The sequence below is a fragment of the Cephaloticoccus primus genome, from assembly GCF_001580015.1.
GTDB lineage: Bacteria > Verrucomicrobiota > Verrucomicrobiia > Opitutales > Opitutaceae > Cephaloticoccus > Cephaloticoccus primus.
Genome location: NZ_LSZQ01000046.1, coordinates 44446 through 60851 on the forward strand (window position 1 = coordinate 44446; position 16406 = coordinate 60851).

The following is a 16406-nucleotide window of genomic DNA, read 5'->3' on the forward strand; positions in this document are numbered from 1 at the left end:
GCCAAGCCAGCCTCAGTGCCGCAAATAAATTTGCCGCAGCTCGGCAAACACCGCAGCAAACGCGCTGTGCACCTACGCCCAAGGCCTCTCTGCGCCCTCTCATGCCTCCTCGGTTTACCACTCCTGCTCGCCACACTCGCCACGACCGCGCCGAGCCACGGCGCAACAAATGAGGCCAGCACAGAAGCCGCAAACGCAGGCCAGCCGCCCAGCCTCGCGCGCGAGTCGCGCGACCCGCAGCCGCACCGCCAACCGCTCGCCAGGCTCGCACCGCTCGACGCGATCATCCTCGGGCTCGTCGAAGGCGTCACCGAGTTTCTCCCCGTCTCTTCCACAGGGCACCTCATCCTGACGAACCAGTTTCTGCGCCTGGACTCCGGGCAGCCGCTGAGCGACGCGGCCGGACAACCGCTCTGGCACAAAGCGCCCTCGCCCGAAAACCCGAGTGGCGAGCCGCTCACCCTGAAGCTCGCCGCCGATACCTACACCGTCGTTATCCAGATCGGTGCCATCCTCGCCGTCCTGTCGCTGTATTGGTCGCGCTGTGTGCTGATGCTGCGCGGACTCATGGGCCGCGACCGCGCGGGGCTACTCCTGCTGCGCAATCTCGTGCTGGCCTTCGTGCCCGTCGCACTCGTGGGACTCGCCGCCAGCGACCTGATTGAGCACTACCTGTTCTCCGTCGCTACCGTGTTGATCGGGCTCGTGGGCGGCGCAGTCCTCATGCTCTGGGCCGAGCGCTGGCGGCGCGCCCAAGTCGCAAAACATGCCACCGCAGTCCAGTCAGCGCCAGCCGCGCCGCGCGCCGAAAAGGAGCCCGCGCAGCTCAGCCCGCGCGAAGCCCTCAAGATCGGCCTCATCCAGTGCTTCGCACTGTGGCCCGGGGCCAGCCGCTCCATGCTCACAATCGTCGGCGGCTATTGGGCCGGACTCAGCCCTGCAAAGGCTGCCGAGTTTAGCTTCCTCGTCGGACTGCCCGTCCTCGCTGGCGCGGCCATCCTCAAAGGCTGGCGCAGCGGCCCTGCGATGATCGAAGTCTTTGGCTGGTCGAGCGTGCTTCTCGGCGTGGCTGTCGCAGCCGCCTCCGCCGCCCTAGCAGTAAAGTTTTTGATAAAAATCCTCACCCGCCACGGCCTGTCCGCCTTTGCGCTCTACCGCCTGCTCCTCGCCACCACAATCGCCCTCACGCTCTATTTCCAATAGCCTTGGTTTAGCCCCGCCACCGCTGCGGTGCCCCACCTCTCCTTCCTTTGTAGGGAGACCCAAATCGGCCGATGTGCGGGTGGGCCCTATGGGTCGAGTGTTCTGTGTTCTTCGGGGGGCGTGTTTTGTGCAGGGAGCTGTTGACGTGGGAGGCTGGTTTCGGGGGTGATGAGGACGGGGTTCTGGAACAGCGAGTTGGCGCGCAGGTGGGGCAGCGACTGGTTTTTCGGCGAGCCACCGGGGCTGAGCAGGTTGGCCGTGACGAAGATCAGCAGGTTGCGCTTTTGGGCGCTTTGGCCGCTGGACTTGAACAGGCGCCCGAGCCCGGGGATGTCGCCCACGACGGGGACTTTGTCGTTTACCTTTTTCACCTCTTCGCGGGTGAGCCCGCCCATGATCAGCGTGGCTCCGTCCCAGATGGTAACTTTCGTCGAGATGTCGCGCACGGAGAAGATCGGCTGATAAAAGCCGGAGGGCACGTTGACGGTCGTGCTCCCGGAGATCGCCACGCTGGGGCCGCCGTACTCCACAAAGCCGTCAAACTCGGTCACGCGCGGGTTCAGGTCCAGGCTGATGCTGTAGTCGTCTTCCTCGACAATCGGGGTAACGCGCAGCTCCACGCCGACGTTGCGCGTGGTAAAATCCTGCGGCGTGCCAGCGGTGATCGCCACACCGGCGGAGCCGCCACCGCTCGCACTGCCCGTGCCCACCTGGCTTTGCGTTTGCCCGAAACTCTGCGGGTAACGCAGCTCCTGGGCCACGGTGATCGTGGCGGTATTGCCGGAGAGGACGGTAACCTTGGGCGCGCTGAGCAGGTCGGTACCCTGTTTTTGCGAGAGCGCGCGCACGACTGCGTTGACGTCAAACTCGCCGATCACGCCGGTCACACTCGCCAGCGCGCTGGCCCCGACGCCGAGGGAGGGCGCCCCGGGGATCGCGGGCGGGCTGTTGTCAAAGGTGGCGTCGATGCCCTCCGTGAGCTCACCGCTGGGGCTGACCGTCGCGGGCCGCGTGATCGAGCCGCGCTGGGTGGTACCGCTGCTGGAAAACGCAGCAGAGAGCGGCCGCCCCGAAATCGCGTACCTCGCCTGCGCTCCGGCGTTTCGCTGCGTGGGCTTGGTGCTCAGGCTCCAGCTTATGCCGAGCTCCTCCAGCGCGCCTTCGGCGACTTCCATAAACTTGGCCTCGATCTCGACCTGCCGGATGTCGTTGTAGCGGTGCAGGAGGTTGCGGATCCGCTCCAGGTTGAGCGCGGTGTGCGTGACGATGATTGAGGAGCCGTCGTAGGCGAGGCTGCTGCCGGCTGTGCCCTCAAAGTTCACCCCCGCTTGTTGCAAAAAATACCGCAGCGCGGGCGCCTCCTGTCCGGTGAAGGCAGGCGCGCCGCTCCCGCCAGCGGAGGAAAAGGCACCCTGCTGCGCAGTGGGAGCAGAGGCCGGAGGCTGCCAGCCCTGCCCCATCATCCGCAAAACCGTTGCGCGGGAAACGGGAAAGAAATCCGTCTCCAGCGGGCTCGACTCACCGCCGGGCCGCAGCACCACCGCATCCCCCTGCAACTCGTATTGGTAGCCAATCGACTGGGTAACGAAATCGAGGACGCGCCGCAGCGAAGTGTTTCGCAGCGTGAGCGTGACAGTCGGCTGCTGCTCGACCGGATCGAGCAACACGAGGTTTACCCCGCGCGGCAAATCGGGTGCTCCGGCGGAGTCGCTGCCCGTGCGATCAAACTCGACCGAAGCCGCACTCAACGCGCTCACCACCCGGCCGATCTCCACACGCGTAAAACTCAGCTCCGGAAACACGATTCCATCGAGCTTACGTGAAAGCGAGCTCACCGCAGGCGAAGCCGCCCCTTCCACCGCCGCCTGCTCCTCAAAAAGCCTCGGGCGACGCCAGCTCTCATCCACCTCCGCCAGCATCTCCTGCCGAGTCTGCAAACGCGGCGCCACACGCCGCCCCGCGAGCTCGCGCTCCAGCCGCTCAACCGCCACCGCAAACTCGCGCCGGTCGGGAAAGCGCGCCGACAACTCACGATAACTCGCCAACGCCGCCTCCAACTCCCCAGCCACATACTGACCACGCGCCCTCAGCAAAAACCGCTCGATCTCCCCATCACTCCACCCCACCGCATTTCCAGCCACCGCAGTCACTTCTCCTCCCTCCTGCTCAGCCCGAAGCCCAGCCGCCCCAAAAACAAATCCACACACCAAGAAAACCCCAGCCGTTAAAATCTGCATAAATAAAGAGGGGTAAAGGAGGGGGACCAATCTGAACGGGAGAGGAGTGATCAGACTGGAGAGGAAAGAAGCACCTCATCAGCAGCCCACTCATCACGGGCTGTCGAGCCCCAGCCAAATCCTTTGCGGGAAGACTTAAAGCCCTTACTTGAACACTCCAACTGCTCACCAAGATAGACCACTGCGGGAGCACGAGTGTTTAACGCCGAGCGAGGCTCTCCTCCCCGTACCTCACGATACCGTGGGGATAGGCCGCTACGCGGAGCTCCTGGCCGCTGAAAACGCTACATCACTTGGCGGGCACAGCACGGCGGCGGGCTTGGTAAGCGGCGTGGGCGCGGGCGACGGCGATGTATTTATCAGCGGATTTTTTGAGGAAGGCGAGTTCCTCGGCGCGCAGGGGACGGATGACTTTTGCGGGAGAGCCATAGACCATCGACCCGGGCGGGACTTGCATGCCTTGGGGCACGAGCGAGTTGGCGCCCACAATGCTGCGCTCGCCCACGACTGCGCCGTCGAGCACGGTCGCGCCCATGCCGATCAAGCACTCGTCGCCTATCGTGCAGGCGTGAATAATCGCCGCATGGCCGATCGTGCACCACTCGCCGATGTGCGCGCCGAGATCGTCGGCCAGATGCACGACAGCGTTGTCCTGAATGTTGGTGCCCGCGCCGATGCGGATTTCGGCAATATCGCCGCGCAACACCGCACCATAAAACACGCTGCTGTTTTCGCTCAAAACGACGTCGCCCTGAATACTGGCAGTCGGCGCGACAAAGAGCGCGCGAGCCGTATCGGGCTCACGGCTCAGGAGGTGGCGGGCGAGGCGGTCGTTTACGTCCATAGCGCGATTGGTGCGAAAAGCGGGGGGCCGGAAATGGGAAACAGGCAGAGGGCTGGCGGGCGGACACCCGCGGAGCCGGAACGGTGCGAACGAGAATGGGGAGGATATTAACGCGCGCACCCTACTTCTTATACCACTCGCCGTTTTCGCGCTGGAGCCAGACGCCCGCCGCACTGTTGGCCGCGATGCGGCGCGCGCGGGCTCGGCCCACTTGCTCGCTGGTGGTTTTGTTTTTCTCGGCAATGGCGGAGTAGACTGTCCCACGGTCGCGATTTTCGGCGGATACGATGTTGCGCGCATTACTGCCGCCTGCCGCTGCGTCGCGCACTTCGAGGTAGCCTTGATTGTTTTCGCCCACCGCGCCTTTGGCCTTGAGGTCGTCGATGGTCGGCAGCCTTTCCTCCATCCGCGCGCGCACGGCGCTGAGGTCGTCCGCCGCGTGAGTCACGAGCGCAGGCACGCCGAGGAACAGGGCGAGAAGGAGCATTTGGAAAAATGTTTTCATGAGAGTACAGGGGTTAAAAAACAGTGCGGATGCGAAGCGTAGCGCGATCAGGACGTGGGCTCGGCGGGTGTGAGCGTCGTTGATTTCCGGTCGAGATCGCCGAAGAAGTCGTCGAGCTCGCGGTCGATCTTCACGTTCACATCGACCGTCGCGTGAATTTCAATCGGTTGCATTTTCACGTTGATGCAGCCCACCGCAAAAAGAGGCAGCAGCAGGGAAAGCAGACAGACTCGTAGGGATAACATGGCACAAACAGGAGCAAGTCCGGCCCGCGTTCGCAACCCAGGTTTCACTCGGCCGCCGCGGCTCGCTGTGCGCCAAAGTTCAGGCTGACCGAGTCAGTCGCGCCGAGCCGCAGCACCTGATCGAGCGGGCCGGAGACATTGATGTCGAAGCGCAGCCGCTTCACGACGGCGCCGCTCACGGGCCGCGCTACGAGGCTGACCGCTGCCGAGCGCGGGCCGTCGGGCCCATCGGGATAGAGCGCGACGCTCAGGCTCTCGACGGCGAGTGGCTGTGTGCCCAGCTCTACCGCCTCCATCGTGTCGTAGGCGGGATTTTCGAGCGAGAGCCAACGGGCCAGCCGCCCAAAACTCGCGGGCAGGATCTGAATCCGCCGCGTCGTGTGCTGAGTCAGGAAGCCGGGCATGGCGGTCAGCGTGATCTGCGGCGCCTCATCCGCATGGATCGAGAGCGCGCCCTCGCCGATTTGCAGGCCGCCGGCCGCGCTCCAGCGAAGGGCGATTTGCCCGCTGATCCGGCCGCTGGCTTCACGCAACGTTTCGGGCACGAAGTCGCTGAGCTGCGCCAAAGAAAAACCGCGCAGCTCCGCAATCACGGAAAGTACGGGCGGCCCCGCCTCCTCTGAAAAATCAATCGCAAACGGGCGCAGCGCGACCTGGCCGCCGAGCGCGGAAAACTCCGCCACGCTCACCTCAAGGACGCGCCGCGCTGCATCGGCCTGCGCTTCGATTTTGAGGTCACGCAACAGCAGCCCGGGGACGCTGGCCTCGGGCGCGCTTAGAGAGAGCTGAGCGCGGAGCGACTCGTCAGTCGAAAGATTTACCCGAAACGGCCCCGCAACCGAGACCTCGCCCGAGGCGGATGTAAATGCAAACTCGCCTGCCACCTCGCCGCTCAGCGCGAGCCGCGGCACGCCGCCGCTGTGATGCCCGATACCCTCTCCGCCGCGGGCGCCAGCCCCGCCCGCCACCGATTTCGGTGCAGGCGCAGAAGCGCCCGGCGCGCCCTCGCCTGCCGCCCCGCCGAGCGCGAGCGGCGGAGGCAGCAGCAGCACGCACCAAAGCACCAGGCACAACGCAATGAGCCGTGCGCGCCGCATCACGCCTTTCGTCCACGCCGCTCGCCGCTACGCCAGCGGCGCAGCGGGCAGCCGCCAGATCTGCTCCGCGTATTCACGGATCGTGCGGTCACTGGAAAACTTGCCCACGCGAGCGACGTTGAGGATCGCCTTTGCGGCCCACGCGGCCTGGTCGCGGTAGCACCGGTCAACCGCTTGTTGTGCATCGCTGTAGGGGCGAAAGTCGGGCAGCACCATGAAGGGGTCGCCGCCGCCGAGCAGGCTGTGATGCAGCGGGGCAAAGGCGCCGTGCTCACCCGGGCAAAAGTAGTCGCTCCCGATCCAGTCCACGACAGCGCGCAGCTCTTCATCGGCTTCGTAAACGCCGCGCGGGTAGTAGCCGCGCGCGCGCAGCTCGGCGACTTCTTCGACACTCATCCCGAAGATGAAGATATTGTCGGGGCCGACCTCTTCGAGGATCTCGACGTTGGCACCGTCGAGCGTGCCGATGGTCAGTGCGCCGTTGAGCGCGAGCTTCATATTGCCCGTGCCCGAGGCCTCCTTTCCGGCGGTCGAGATCTGCTCGGAAAGGTCAGCGGCAGGGATGATTTTTTCGGCCAGCGAGACGCGGTAGTTGGGCAAGAAGGCGACCTTGAGTTTACCGCCGATGCGCTCATCGGCATTGATGCGCGCGGCGACGAGGTTGATCGCGCGGATGATGTTCTTGGCGAGGTCGTAGCCGGGCGCCGCCTTGGCCGCAAAGACGAAGACGCGCGGCACGATGTCGAGCTGCGGGTTTTGCAACAGGCGGCGGTAGAGCGCGAGGATGTGCAGCAGGTTGAGGTGCTGGCGCTTGTACTCGTGCAGGCGCTTGATCTGCACGTCGAAGAGCGCATCAGGCGAGACGACGAGGCCGTCGCAATCGCGCGCGATGATCTCCGCGAGCTCGGCCTTGTTCGCGCGCTTGATCGCCATGAACTCGCGCTGCACGGCAGGCTGGTGGGCGAGCTTTTCCAGCTCGCGCAATTGGTCGAGATCGCGCGTCCAGCGTTCGTGCCCGAGCGTCGCCGTGATGAAAGCGGCGAGCCGCGGATTGCACTGGAGCAGCCAGCGGCGCGGCGTGATGCCGTTGGTCTTGTTTTGAAACTTGCCCGGGTAGAGCGCGGCGAGCTCGGGGAAGAGCTCCTTTTGCAGCAGCTCGGTATGGAGTGCGGCCACGCCGTTGACCGTGTGCGAGCCGACGACCGCGAGGTTCGCCATGCGCACCATTTTCTCGTCGCCCTCCTCGATCAGCGAGCACACGCGCTGCTTCGCGTGATCGTGCGGCCAGACTTCGCCGCAACGCTGCATGAGCCAGTGGTTGATCTCGTAAATGAGCTGGAGGTGGCGCGGCAGGAGCCGCTCAAAAAGCGGCACGCCCCACTTCTCCAGTGCCTCGGGGAGCAGCGTATGGTTGGTGTAGGACAGGCTGCGCGTGGTGATGCCCCAGGCCTCGTCCCAGCCGAGCCGGTGCTCGTCGAGCATCAGCCGCATGAGCTCGACGACGGCGATTGCGGGGTGCGTGTCGTTGAGCTGGATCGCGACTTTATCGGCAAAGTTGGCCCAGCCATTGCGCGAGTCGCGGAAGTGGCGGCGGATCAAGTCGCGCAGCGAGCAGGCCACAAAGAAGTACTGCTGCACGAGGCGCAGGGCCTTGCCGTTCTCGGTCTTGTCGTTCGGGTAAAGCACTTTGGAGATCGACTCACCGGCCTGCTTCTTGCGCGTGGCCTCCTCGTAGCTGCCCGAGTTGAAGGCCGCCAGGTCGAAGTCGTCGGGCGCGTGCGAAGACCACAGCCGCAGCAAATTCACCGTGCGCGTGCCGTAGCCCGCGATCGGGATGTCGTGCGGCAGGCCGAGGATCTGCTTGGTCTCCACCCAGCGCGGGGTCGAGTGGCCGCGGTCGTCGAAGACGTTTTCCACACGACCATAGAGCGGGATTTGCTGGGCGTATTCGCCATGCATGACCTCCCAGGGGCTGCCAAAAACGCGCCACCGGTCGGGCTGCTCGACCTGGTGCCCATCGACAAACTCCTGTCGGAAAAGCCCGAATTCGTAGTACATCCCGTAGCCGACCGCCGGATAGTCCAGCGTGGCGAGCGAGTCGAAGAAACAGGCCGCGAGCCGCCCGAGGCCGCCGTTACCGAGCCCCATGTCGAGCTCCGCATCGAGCACCCGCGTATAGTCCACACCGAGCTCGGCGAGTGCTTCGCGCGCGACTTCCGTCAGGCCCGTCGCGTGCAAGTTCGCCTCGAAAAGGCGCCCGATCAAATACTCCATCGACAGGTAGTAGAGGCGGCGGACGTTTTGCGCGGCGTGGGCGGACTGCGTGGCGATCAACCGCTCGTGGATTTCGTCGCGCACGGCGAGCGAGGTCGCCACCCACCAATCGTGCGACGTGGCCCCGGCCGGATAACGCGCCAGAGTCGAAGTCAGGTGCCGGAGGATCGAGTCGCGAAACGCATCAACCGTGGGCAAACAAGCAGAGGCGACGGCTGTGCCCGCCGTGGTTGCCGACTCGCCCGGTGCAGCCGGCGCGTTGTTTGGTGCAGCGCGCCTGGTTTTGGCGCGGGGAGATTTGGTGGGCTTGGGCATGGCGGAGAGAGGAGGCGCAGACGTTTTTTGAAGGGAGTGGACGCCAGATTGAAATCGAAAGCCCCGGCCCAAGCGAGGGATTTAACCTCAAGCAGGTTTGGAGAAACGGCGGGCGAGCTCGGAGTGGCTCAGCTCGACGTAGGTCGGGCGGCCCGAGGGGCTCGTCAGCGGATGCGCTGTCGCGAAAAGCTCGGCTAGGAGCCCACGCAGCGCTTCTTCGCTCGCTGTCGCGGGCAGGCGCAGGGCCTTGCGGATCGCCAGCCGCGCGAGCTCTTCGCGCATGAGGTCGAGGTTGCGCCCCTGCAAACGGCCCTCGCGCACAAGCCCGAGGAAGTCGCGCACGAAGCCCTCGGCATCGGCAGGCTCCATCCACGTGGGCACCGCCTCGATCCGGAAAAAATTACGGCCAAACTCGCTGAGCTCCACGCCGTGCTCGGCGAGAAATTTCAGGCGGTCGAGCAGCAGCGCCGTCGCGATGGGGTCCAGCTCCAGCGCAACCGGCAAGAGCAGCCGCTGGCTGGGCACCGCCGCATCGCGAAATTGGGCCTGAAGCCGCTCAAACCACACGCGCTCGTGCGCCGCGCGCCGGTCGAGCAGCACAAGCCCCGCGCCGGTCTCGAACAACGCATAGGCCCCGTGCGCCAGCCCGATGAAGCGCCAGGCGCTCGGCCCGCTCGTCTTGTTAAACGAAATCGCGGGCCCGTTTCCCTGAGCAGAGGGCGCCGTGGAACTCTCCACCGATGTGGGAGCCTGCGCACGCGCGCTTAGAGCTTCGTCGCTGGCGGCTTGATTTACACCTGCGGCCAACTCGCGGTGCGCAGCCGGCGCAAAGGCCCCAAAGGGCGACAAACGCGGCGCGGGCAGCGAGACCTTTTCGCCCGCCAGGCTGATCGCACGCCCGCCCGTTTGAGGCAGCGCAGCCGTGTGCAGCGTGGGCGGTGAAAATGGGGCTCCCGCTGGGCCCTTCGCTTCTCCCGAAAACGGAGGCGGCGCCGCCGCCGAAGCCTGCTGCGCTTCGCCCCCGAGGCTTCTTAGCTTTTCGAGCACGCTGCGGATTACGAAGCTGCGCACCGCAGGCTCGCTGCGAAAGCGCACTTCGCGCTTGGCCGGATGCACGTTCACATCGACCGCTGCGGGCTCGCACTCGAAAAACAAAAAAGCCAGCGGGTAGCGCCCCTTTGGCAGCGACTCGTGGTAACTCTCGATCAGCGCGTAGTTGAGCGTGCGGCTGTTTACGGGCCGCTGGTTGACGAAGATCACCATCTCGTGCCGCGTCGCCCGCCCCACCCCGGGCCGTCCGATCAACCCGCGCAGGCTCATCGCGCCCGCCGCCGCGCTGCTGGCGCGACCTTCGCCATCCGCCCCCTCGCTCACGTCAATCGGGATCAGCGCCTCGGCAGTCTGTTTCCCGAAAATCTCGGCCACGCGCTCGACCAGTGTCGCACACTCGGGCGATTTAAAAATCACCCGCCCATCCTCGATCAACGTGAAGGCGGCCTGCGGGCTCGCGAGCGCGTAGAGCCGCACGCACTGGATGATGTGCGCCGCCTCGGTCGGGTCGGTTTTTAAAAACTTCCGCCGCGCGGGTACCGAGTTGAACAAGTGCGTGACGACGATCCGCGTGCCCACGGGCCGCCCGCACTCGCGCACGTGCACGATCTTGCCCGCGTTGATCAAAACCTCCGTACCCTCGTCTTTGCCCTGCTCGCGCGTTTGCAGCTCGAGGCGCGAGACACTCGCAATCGACGGCAGCGCCTCACCGCGAAACCCGTAGCTGCCGATCCGGTCGAGGTCGGCCGCCTCGGTGATCTTGCTCGTCGCGTGCCGCTCCAGCGCGAGCAGCGCGTTGTCCTGGCTCATCCCGCTGCCGTTGTCCTCGACGCGCATGAGCGCACGCCCGCCGTGGCGAAACTCGACCTCGACCCGCGTCGCCCCCGCATCAAGCGCGTTTTCCACCAGCTCCTTGATCACCGCAGCGGGGCGCTCGATCACCTCGCCCGCGGCGATCTGGTTGGCGACCCGATCTGGCAGGATGCGAACTTTAGCCATCGCTTAAAGAAGCCTGCCCAGCAGGCAGGAAGAGCCGGCGGGACGGAAGCGGCGGGAGGGCCAGCAACGACTGTGAGAATGCACGATGGCGAAACGCATGTTTTTTTAAAGAACGCCCGAACGGGTGACCCCTTTCTTCAAGGTTCTGTGCTTCGGATCCGGCTACTTGAGCAGTTTCTTCCAGCGTGCGAATTGGCGGCGCAGCTGCACGGGCCCGGGCATTCCGGTCCCGCTGCGTTTGGCCAGCGCACGCTTCAGGTCGAAGACTTCGCGCCAATCCTCCGCGAAAGCCGCATTGATTTTTTTCACCTCGCGCGTCTCCAGCGCATTGAGCGCCACGCCGCGCTTCTCGGCGAGCTGGACGACGGCGCCCACCGCGTGGTGCGCCTCGCGAAACGGCACGCCGCGCTCGACGAGGTAGTCCGCCAGATCGGTCGCCAGCAGCGCCGGATCGGCGACCGCCGCCGCGCAGGCCGCCTCATTCACGCGCAGGCCGCCGACCGTTCCCGCAAAAACCTCCGCGCAAATCGCCACCTGGTCGAAGCTGTCGAAGACCGGCGGCTTATCCTCCTGCAAGTCGCGGTTGTAGGTCAGCGGCAGCCCCTTGGTGAGCGTCAACAGCGTATGGAGGTTGCCCTGAAGTCGGGCCGATTTTCCGCGCAACAGCTCACAGGAATCGGGGTTCTTCTTTTGCGGCATGAGTGAAGAGCCGGTGCAAAACGCATCCGGCAGGTCGACAAAGCCAAACTCGCTGCTGCTCCACAAAATGAGATCCTCAGCCATACGCGAAAAGTGCACGCCGACGAGCGCGCACGCGTTGGCGAATTCGATGAAGAGATCGCGGTCGGCCACCGTATCCATCGAGTTTTGCGTCACCTGCGGGCGCCCCCGCGCATCGACAAAGCCGAGCAGCCGCGCCGTGTGCTCGCGGTCGATCGGCAGCGTCGTCCCCGCAATCGCGCCGCTGCCCAGCGGGCACCAGTTGGCGAGCGCGGCCACGCGCTCGAAGCGCTCGCAGTCGCGCGCCAGCATTTCCATCCAGGCGAAAAGGTGGTGCGCGAGGTAGACCGGCTGCGCGCGCTGGAGGTGCGTGTAGCCCGGGATGAGGACGCCCGCATTGGCACTCGCCACATCGAGCAGCGCACACTGCGCGCCGTGGAGCTTCGTGCGCAGCTCGGCGCAAGCGGCCTTGAACCACAGCCGCATGTCGGTCGCGACCTGGTCGTTGCGGCTGCGCGCCGTGTGCAGCTTGGCGGCGGCAGGCACGCGCAGCGTGAGCGCGTGCTCGATATTCATGTGCACGTCTTCGAGCGCGAGATCCCACGCAAACTCGCCCGCCTCGATCTCGCGGCGGATTTGCTCCAGCCCCTTGTGAATCGCCGCGCACTCCCTGGCCGTGATCAGCCCCACGTGCGCAAGCATCGCCGCATGCGCTTGGCTGCCCGCGATGTCGAAAAGCGCCAGCCGCGAGTCGAAGGACACTGACTCACTGAACTGCTGCATCAACTGCGCGGGGCCAGCACTGAAACGGCCGCCCCAAGTGACTTGTTTTCTGGCCATGTGGCCGAGCAGCACAGGAAGCCCCTCGCCACCCTGCAACACTCTTCGAGTGCTCTTGTTATCAAGCGAGCCGCTCACTGGCACTTTAAGGATGACGGCGCACCAACGAGTGCACCGCCAAATAAAACCGGTCAACGACCGCCACTGCGCGTGGGGGCGGGAGGCGGTGCCTGCTCCCATTTACTGTGCGGCTTGTTCTGTCGGGCGTTCCGCACAGCACAGCAAGCCGCACAGTTGAATGAACTCCCTGACCGGAGCTCAGGTGGGAGTTTGACTCGTCAACTTTTTGGACGCGCCCCAAAGGGTTTCCCGTTTCATTCGCGTTTTGGGATTCCTCCCCTGTCGCGAAGCGACAGGGAGGATGTCCCGTTAAATTTGCGATTTTGTTCGGGCGCGCAGCGCACGGGCAAAATCGCAAATTTAATGGCACGTGGCGCCACGCCACCGCCCCGCGCGTAGCGGGAGTCTTCTGCCTCTTTCATCTGACGAGCAGCGTGTCAGGCTGCCCAGTGCAGTGTGATCGGTTTCTCGATATCCGGGTGCAGGCTGTGGTGCACCGGGCAGTTTTTCGCGATCCGTGCGAGCAGCTCTGCTGCCGGATGGTCTTGCGGGATCGGCAACCAGATCTCGGTCGCCAGTCGCACGATCCGGCGCGGCGCATCAGCCGACATCTCCTTGGCGACTTCCCAGCGCGTACCCGCGAGCAACGCGTCGTCGAGCCCCAAGCGCGTGCCTGCGATGATCGCCATCGTCGTCACGATGCAGGCACCGAGCGAAGCGGCCGTCAGATCCGTGGGCGAAAACGCTTCCCCTCGTCCCTGATTATCGACCGGCGCATCCGTCGAAATCACCTGCCCCGAAGGGCCGTGTGTGAGCTCGCAGTTGAGCCCGCCGCGATAGATTCCCGTGCTTTTAACCATGCCGCCAAGGCTGCTCTGCCGCGCCGTACCGCGTCCACTTTTTTAAAAGTGCCCAAGCCATGAACCGCCACCGGCACTCGCCCGAACTCCAAAGACTAACGCACCAACCAGTCGCCCGCAAAAAAAACGGAGCCGCACACAGGAGGCAGCCCGACGCAGGGCTCCTTGCCCACCCCGGATCGCTGACGGCGAGGCAGCGAACTCGCCGCCGAACAGAAAGGTCATCAACCTTGGTGGAGCTGAGGGGAATCAAACCCCTGACCTCTTCATTGCGAACGAAGCGCTCTATCAACTGAGCTACAGCCCCAAAAGAAGGCGGCGTTTGTGGGCAATCGCCCAGCATGAGTAAACATCATTTTTCTGTGACATGCGCCACATAGGTTCGCTTTGCCGAAAACGGCGCGTAGAGTGGCGGCGCTCGCTCCGAGAGAGCGTTTGTTTCAACCCTCATTTCCTCTTTATCATGAAAACACCAAAGAATGCCACCAAGCCTACGCGCACGAACGCGGCGGCGAAAAAAACGAGCACCGGCTCCGCCACTCCAAAGAAAACCAGCAGCACCGCCGCGAAGAAACCGCCAGCGCCTGCTGTCGCAGCTAAAAAAACGCCACTGACCTCCCCGCGTATCACCGCCGCTGCCAGCAAGGCCAAGCGCGTGCTCACCGAGCCCGTTAAAACGCCCAAGCCAACGAGGGCGCCGAAAAAAGTCGCACTGACCAAAAGCCCCAAGCCCGCCGCAGTCGCAGCAGCTCCAACCAAGGCACCCGCACCGCGCGAAAATCCTGCGCCAGCCCCAGCACCGAAACCGCAAGTGACGCTGACGACCATCGAAGCCTTCATCGATGTCGGCTTCGGCAATCGGCTCACGCTGCGCGGCGAAGGCCCCGGCCTGAGCTGGGAAAAAGGCATCACCATGAACTGCCTCGGCAGCGCCGAATGGGTGATCTCAATCGAAGACGTCGGCGCTCCACTCACCTTCAAGTTCCTGCTCAACGACGAGCAATGGAGCCACGGTGAAAACTACACGCTCGCCCCGGGGAAAACCGGCGCCTTCACACCCTACTTCGGCTGGTAAACCAGCACAGGCGGCACAGGCGAGGCCCCAACGAGGGCCTCGCACAGAAAAAGAGTCGAAGAGTCCCACTGCGCGTGGGGCGGCAGGCGGTACCTGCACCCATTTACAGTACGGCTTGCTGTCGGGCGTTCCGCCCGACGAACAAGCCGCACTGTAGAATGAACTCCCTGAACGGAGCTCAGGTGGGAGTTTAACCCGTCAACTTTTTCGCCGCGCCCAAAGGGGTAGCCCGCATTTGATGCTTCAGCCCCCGTTGCGAAGCAACAGGGGGAGGTCCCGTTAAATTTGCGATTTTGTTCGGGCGCGTAGCGCACGGGCAAAATCGCAAATTCAATGGCACGTGGCGCCACGCCACCGCCCCACGCGCAGTGGCTCAGCTTTGGTCGGGGCTGATTTCGCGCAGGCGGGTTTCGAGCCGCGCGGCGGCGGCGTCCCGGTCGGCGAGTTCGGCAGCGTTCACCAGTTCGCAGTGCAGGCGCACGCGCGAAAAGGGTTTCGGCAAATAAAAGCGATCCCAGGCGCGGCTCAGCCGCCAAGTCGACTCGAAGCGCGCGCCGAGCAGGAGCAGCGGGGTCTGAGTACGCCGTGCCACGATGAGCGCCCCGGGCTTTAGCGTGTAACAGGGGCCGCGCGGCCCGTCTGGCGTGATCCCGACATCGTTTCCCGCGCGCAGTACGTCCACGAGTGCGCCCACCGCCTCACGGCCCAACCGGCTGCTTGAGCCGCGCACGGCGCGCAGCCCGACCAAAGAGAAAAACGCGGTGAGCCAGGCGCCGTCTTTGCTCGCGCTCACGAGCGCGTAGAGCGGCCGCCCGTGGCGGTAGCGGCGAAAGACTTCGGGGGTGAGGAACAGGCGGTTGTGCCAGAGGACAAAGGCCACGGGCTCGTCGCGCTTTTGCAGGGCACGCAAGGTCGCTTCGTCTGTCTCAAAACGCAGCGTGCGCCCCCACAGCTGCACCAGCGCGCCCAGCGGCCAGAGCAACGCACGCCGCCAACCGCTGATCACCACCGGAAAAGCCTTCGGGGGCGCAGACCCTTCTTTCTTGCGCAGCGGTGCGGTCTGCGACCGGGCCGCTGCGTCAGGGGTCACTGTCCTTTTTTTTGGACATACGTTTATTGCCTGCGCGGCGGCAGGGCTGGCCGCGGAGTCATCGTTTTGGCGAGCCGAAGCACTGCTTTCGCTTCCGGGCGGGGTGGTCATCTCCTTTAGCGACACACTACGGTCTGCTGGCTCGCCAAGCTGAGGCGCAGCCCTTGGGCACCACGGCTGAGTCGGACATCGGCGGCGAAAACTTGGGAAAGTTTTTGTGAGGTCAGCGTTTTCGCCCGCAGCCCGGCGGCGACGACCTCGCCCTTACGCAGCAACAGCGCGTGGGTAAAGGCGGGCGTGATCTCCTCGACGTGATGCGTCACCAGCACTAGCGCAGGCGCACGCGGCGAGCGCGCGAGCCGGTCGACGAGTTTCAGGAACTCCACCCGCGCCACCGGATCAAGGCCTGCGCAGGGCTCGTCGAGGATCAGCAAACGCGGGCGGGCCATGAGCGCGCGGGCGATCAACACGCGCTGCCGCTCGCCCTGCGACAGGTACTGCCACTCGCGCTCGGCGAGGTAACCGCCGTCCACGAGGTCGAGGAGTTTCCGCGCGGCGGCCTTCTCGGCAGCCGTCACTTTTTTCCACAAATCGAGCTGCGCAAACTTTCCGCTGATAACGGTGTCGAGCGCGGGCTCGGCCACAGCAATCAACGAAGTAAAGGAGCTCGTAACGATGCCGATGTGCTCGCGCAGGGCGCGCCAATCGCAGCTCCCGTACTGGCCGCCGAGCAGCTCGATCTCGCCGCGCGTCGGCGGGAAGTAGCCCGTGAGCGCGCGCAGCAACGAAGTCTTGCCAGAGCCGTTTGCCCCGAGGATTACCCAGTTTTCGCCGCGATTTACCCGCCAGTCGATCTGCTTGAGAATGACTGTGTGCCCGCGCCGGATGTGCAGGTCAGTCACGTTGAGGATCGGGGCGGACTTGGGACGGGTGGTGCGCGCGGAACGCGAGGTCGGCTTGGCTCGGGTGAGGCGGGAGGGCATATGGGGCGG

12 protein-coding genes, 1 tRNA gene and 1 pseudogene are annotated in these 16406 nt (G+C 64.8%); 2 read left to right on the forward strand and 12 right to left on the reverse strand.

Features of this window, described 5'->3' with window-relative positions; translation table 11 throughout:
• Positions 1-66 precede the first annotated feature (66 nt).
• Positions 67-1203, forward strand: a complete 1137-nt coding sequence (locus AXK11_RS05905; protein ID WP_197456821.1) for an undecaprenyl-diphosphate phosphatase — start codon at positions 67-69, stop codon at positions 1201-1203.
• 86 nt (positions 1204-1289) lie between these two features.
• On the opposite strand, the gene AXK11_RS05910 is transcribed toward AXK11_RS05905, so the two are convergent.
• The 10 genes and pseudogenes from AXK11_RS05910 to AXK11_RS05955 form a co-directional block, all read right to left on the reverse strand.
• Positions 1290-3272, reverse strand: a complete 1983-nt coding sequence (locus tag AXK11_RS05910) for a secretin GspD/PilQ domain-containing protein (RefSeq protein ID WP_197456822.1) — start codon at positions 3270-3272, stop codon at positions 1290-1292.
• Between the two features lie 457 nt (positions 3273-3729).
• Positions 3730-4284 carry a gamma carbonic anhydrase family protein gene (locus tag AXK11_RS05915; protein WP_068630254.1) on the reverse strand — a complete coding sequence of 185 codons (555 nt, stop codon included), beginning with the start codon at positions 4282-4284 and terminating at the stop codon, positions 3730-3732.
• Positions 4285-4405: 121 nt separating this feature from the next.
• Positions 4406-4789 (reverse strand): YdbL family probable chaperone protein, encoded by a 384-nt coding sequence (locus AXK11_RS05920; protein WP_068630255.1) that lies wholly within the window; start codon positions 4787-4789, stop codon positions 4406-4408.
• A 47-nt stretch (positions 4790-4836) separates the two neighbouring features.
• On the reverse strand, positions 4837-5034 hold the full coding sequence (locus tag AXK11_RS05925) for a hypothetical protein (RefSeq protein ID WP_068630256.1): 198 nt from the start codon (positions 5032-5034) through the stop codon (positions 4837-4839).
• A 506-nt stretch (positions 5035-5540) separates the two neighbouring features.
• Positions 5541-6131 (reverse strand): annotated as a pseudogene (locus tag AXK11_RS10450) (intermembrane phospholipid transport protein YdbH family protein); the annotation flags it as partial.
• A gap of 27 nt (positions 6132-6158) precedes the next feature.
• Positions 6159-8720 (reverse strand): glycogen/starch/alpha-glucan phosphorylase, encoded by a 2562-nt coding sequence (locus AXK11_RS05935; protein WP_082780955.1) that lies wholly within the window; start codon positions 8718-8720, stop codon positions 6159-6161.
• A gap of 87 nt (positions 8721-8807) precedes the next feature.
• The gene (gene mutL, locus AXK11_RS05940; RefSeq protein WP_068630259.1) at positions 8808-10769 is read right to left on the reverse strand and encodes a DNA mismatch repair endonuclease MutL; all 1962 of its coding nucleotides are present in this window, start codon (positions 10767-10769) and stop codon (positions 8808-8810) included.
• A 162-nt stretch (positions 10770-10931) separates the two neighbouring features.
• Positions 10932-12329: an argininosuccinate lyase gene (argH, locus tag AXK11_RS05945; RefSeq protein WP_068630321.1), complete on the reverse strand. Its 1398-nt coding sequence runs from the start codon at positions 12327-12329 to the stop codon at positions 10932-10934.
• A gap of 497 nt (positions 12330-12826) precedes the next feature.
• Positions 12827-13249, reverse strand: coding sequence for an OsmC family protein (locus AXK11_RS05950; RefSeq protein ID WP_068630261.1), 423 nt, complete (start codon positions 13247-13249; stop codon positions 12827-12829).
• 231 nt (positions 13250-13480) lie between these two features.
• Positions 13481-13556, reverse strand: a tRNA-Ala gene (locus AXK11_RS05955).
• Positions 13557-13712: 156 nt separating this feature from the next.
• On the opposite strand from AXK11_RS05955, the gene AXK11_RS05960 reads away from it, so the two are divergent.
• Complete coding sequence (locus tag AXK11_RS05960; RefSeq protein WP_068630263.1) at positions 13713-14324, forward strand: hypothetical protein; 612 nt, start codon at positions 13713-13715, stop codon at positions 14322-14324.
• Positions 14325-14697: 373 nt separating this feature from the next.
• On the opposite strand, the gene AXK11_RS05965 is transcribed toward AXK11_RS05960, so the two are convergent.
• Both AXK11_RS05965 and AXK11_RS05970 read right to left on the reverse strand, forming a co-directional pair.
• Positions 14698-15414, reverse strand: coding sequence for a lysophospholipid acyltransferase family protein (locus AXK11_RS05965; RefSeq protein WP_197456823.1), 717 nt, complete (start codon positions 15412-15414; stop codon positions 14698-14700).
• A 116-nt stretch (positions 15415-15530) separates the two neighbouring features.
• On the reverse strand, positions 15531-16397 hold the full coding sequence (locus AXK11_RS05970; RefSeq protein ID WP_082780957.1) for an ABC transporter ATP-binding protein: 867 nt from the start codon (positions 16395-16397) through the stop codon (positions 15531-15533).
• Positions 16398-16406: the final 9 nt, after the last annotated feature.

Bases quoted from the DNA above. Each gene is read 5' to 3' on its own strand.
- AXK11_RS05935 (WP_082780955.1), bottom strand. From the start codon at position 8,720: ATGCCCAAGCCCACCAAATCTCCCCGCGCCAAAACCAGGCGCGCTGCA.
- AXK11_RS05925 (WP_068630256.1), bottom strand. From the start codon at position 5,034: ATGTTATCCCTACGAGTCTGTCTGCTTTCCCTGCTGCTGCCTCTTTTT.
- argH (WP_068630321.1), bottom strand. From the start codon at position 12,329: ATGGCCAGAAAACAAGTCACTTGGGGCGGCCGTTTCAGTGCTGGCCCC.
- mutL (WP_068630259.1), bottom strand. From the start codon at position 10,769: ATGGCTAAAGTTCGCATCCTGCCAGATCGGGTCGCCAACCAGATCGCC.
- AXK11_RS05915 (WP_068630254.1), bottom strand. From the start codon at position 4,284: ATGGACGTAAACGACCGCCTCGCCCGCCACCTCCTGAGCCGTGAGCCC.
- AXK11_RS05960 (WP_068630263.1), top strand. From the start codon at position 13,713: ATGAAAACACCAAAGAATGCCACCAAGCCTACGCGCACGAACGCGGCG.
- AXK11_RS05950 (WP_068630261.1), bottom strand. From the start codon at position 13,249: ATGGTTAAAAGCACGGGAATCTATCGCGGCGGGCTCAACTGCGAGCTC.
- AXK11_RS05920 (WP_068630255.1), bottom strand. From the start codon at position 4,789: ATGAAAACATTTTTCCAAATGCTCCTTCTCGCCCTGTTCCTCGGCGTG.
- AXK11_RS05970 (WP_082780957.1), bottom strand. From the start codon at position 16,397: ATGCCCTCCCGCCTCACCCGAGCCAAGCCGACCTCGCGTTCCGCGCGC.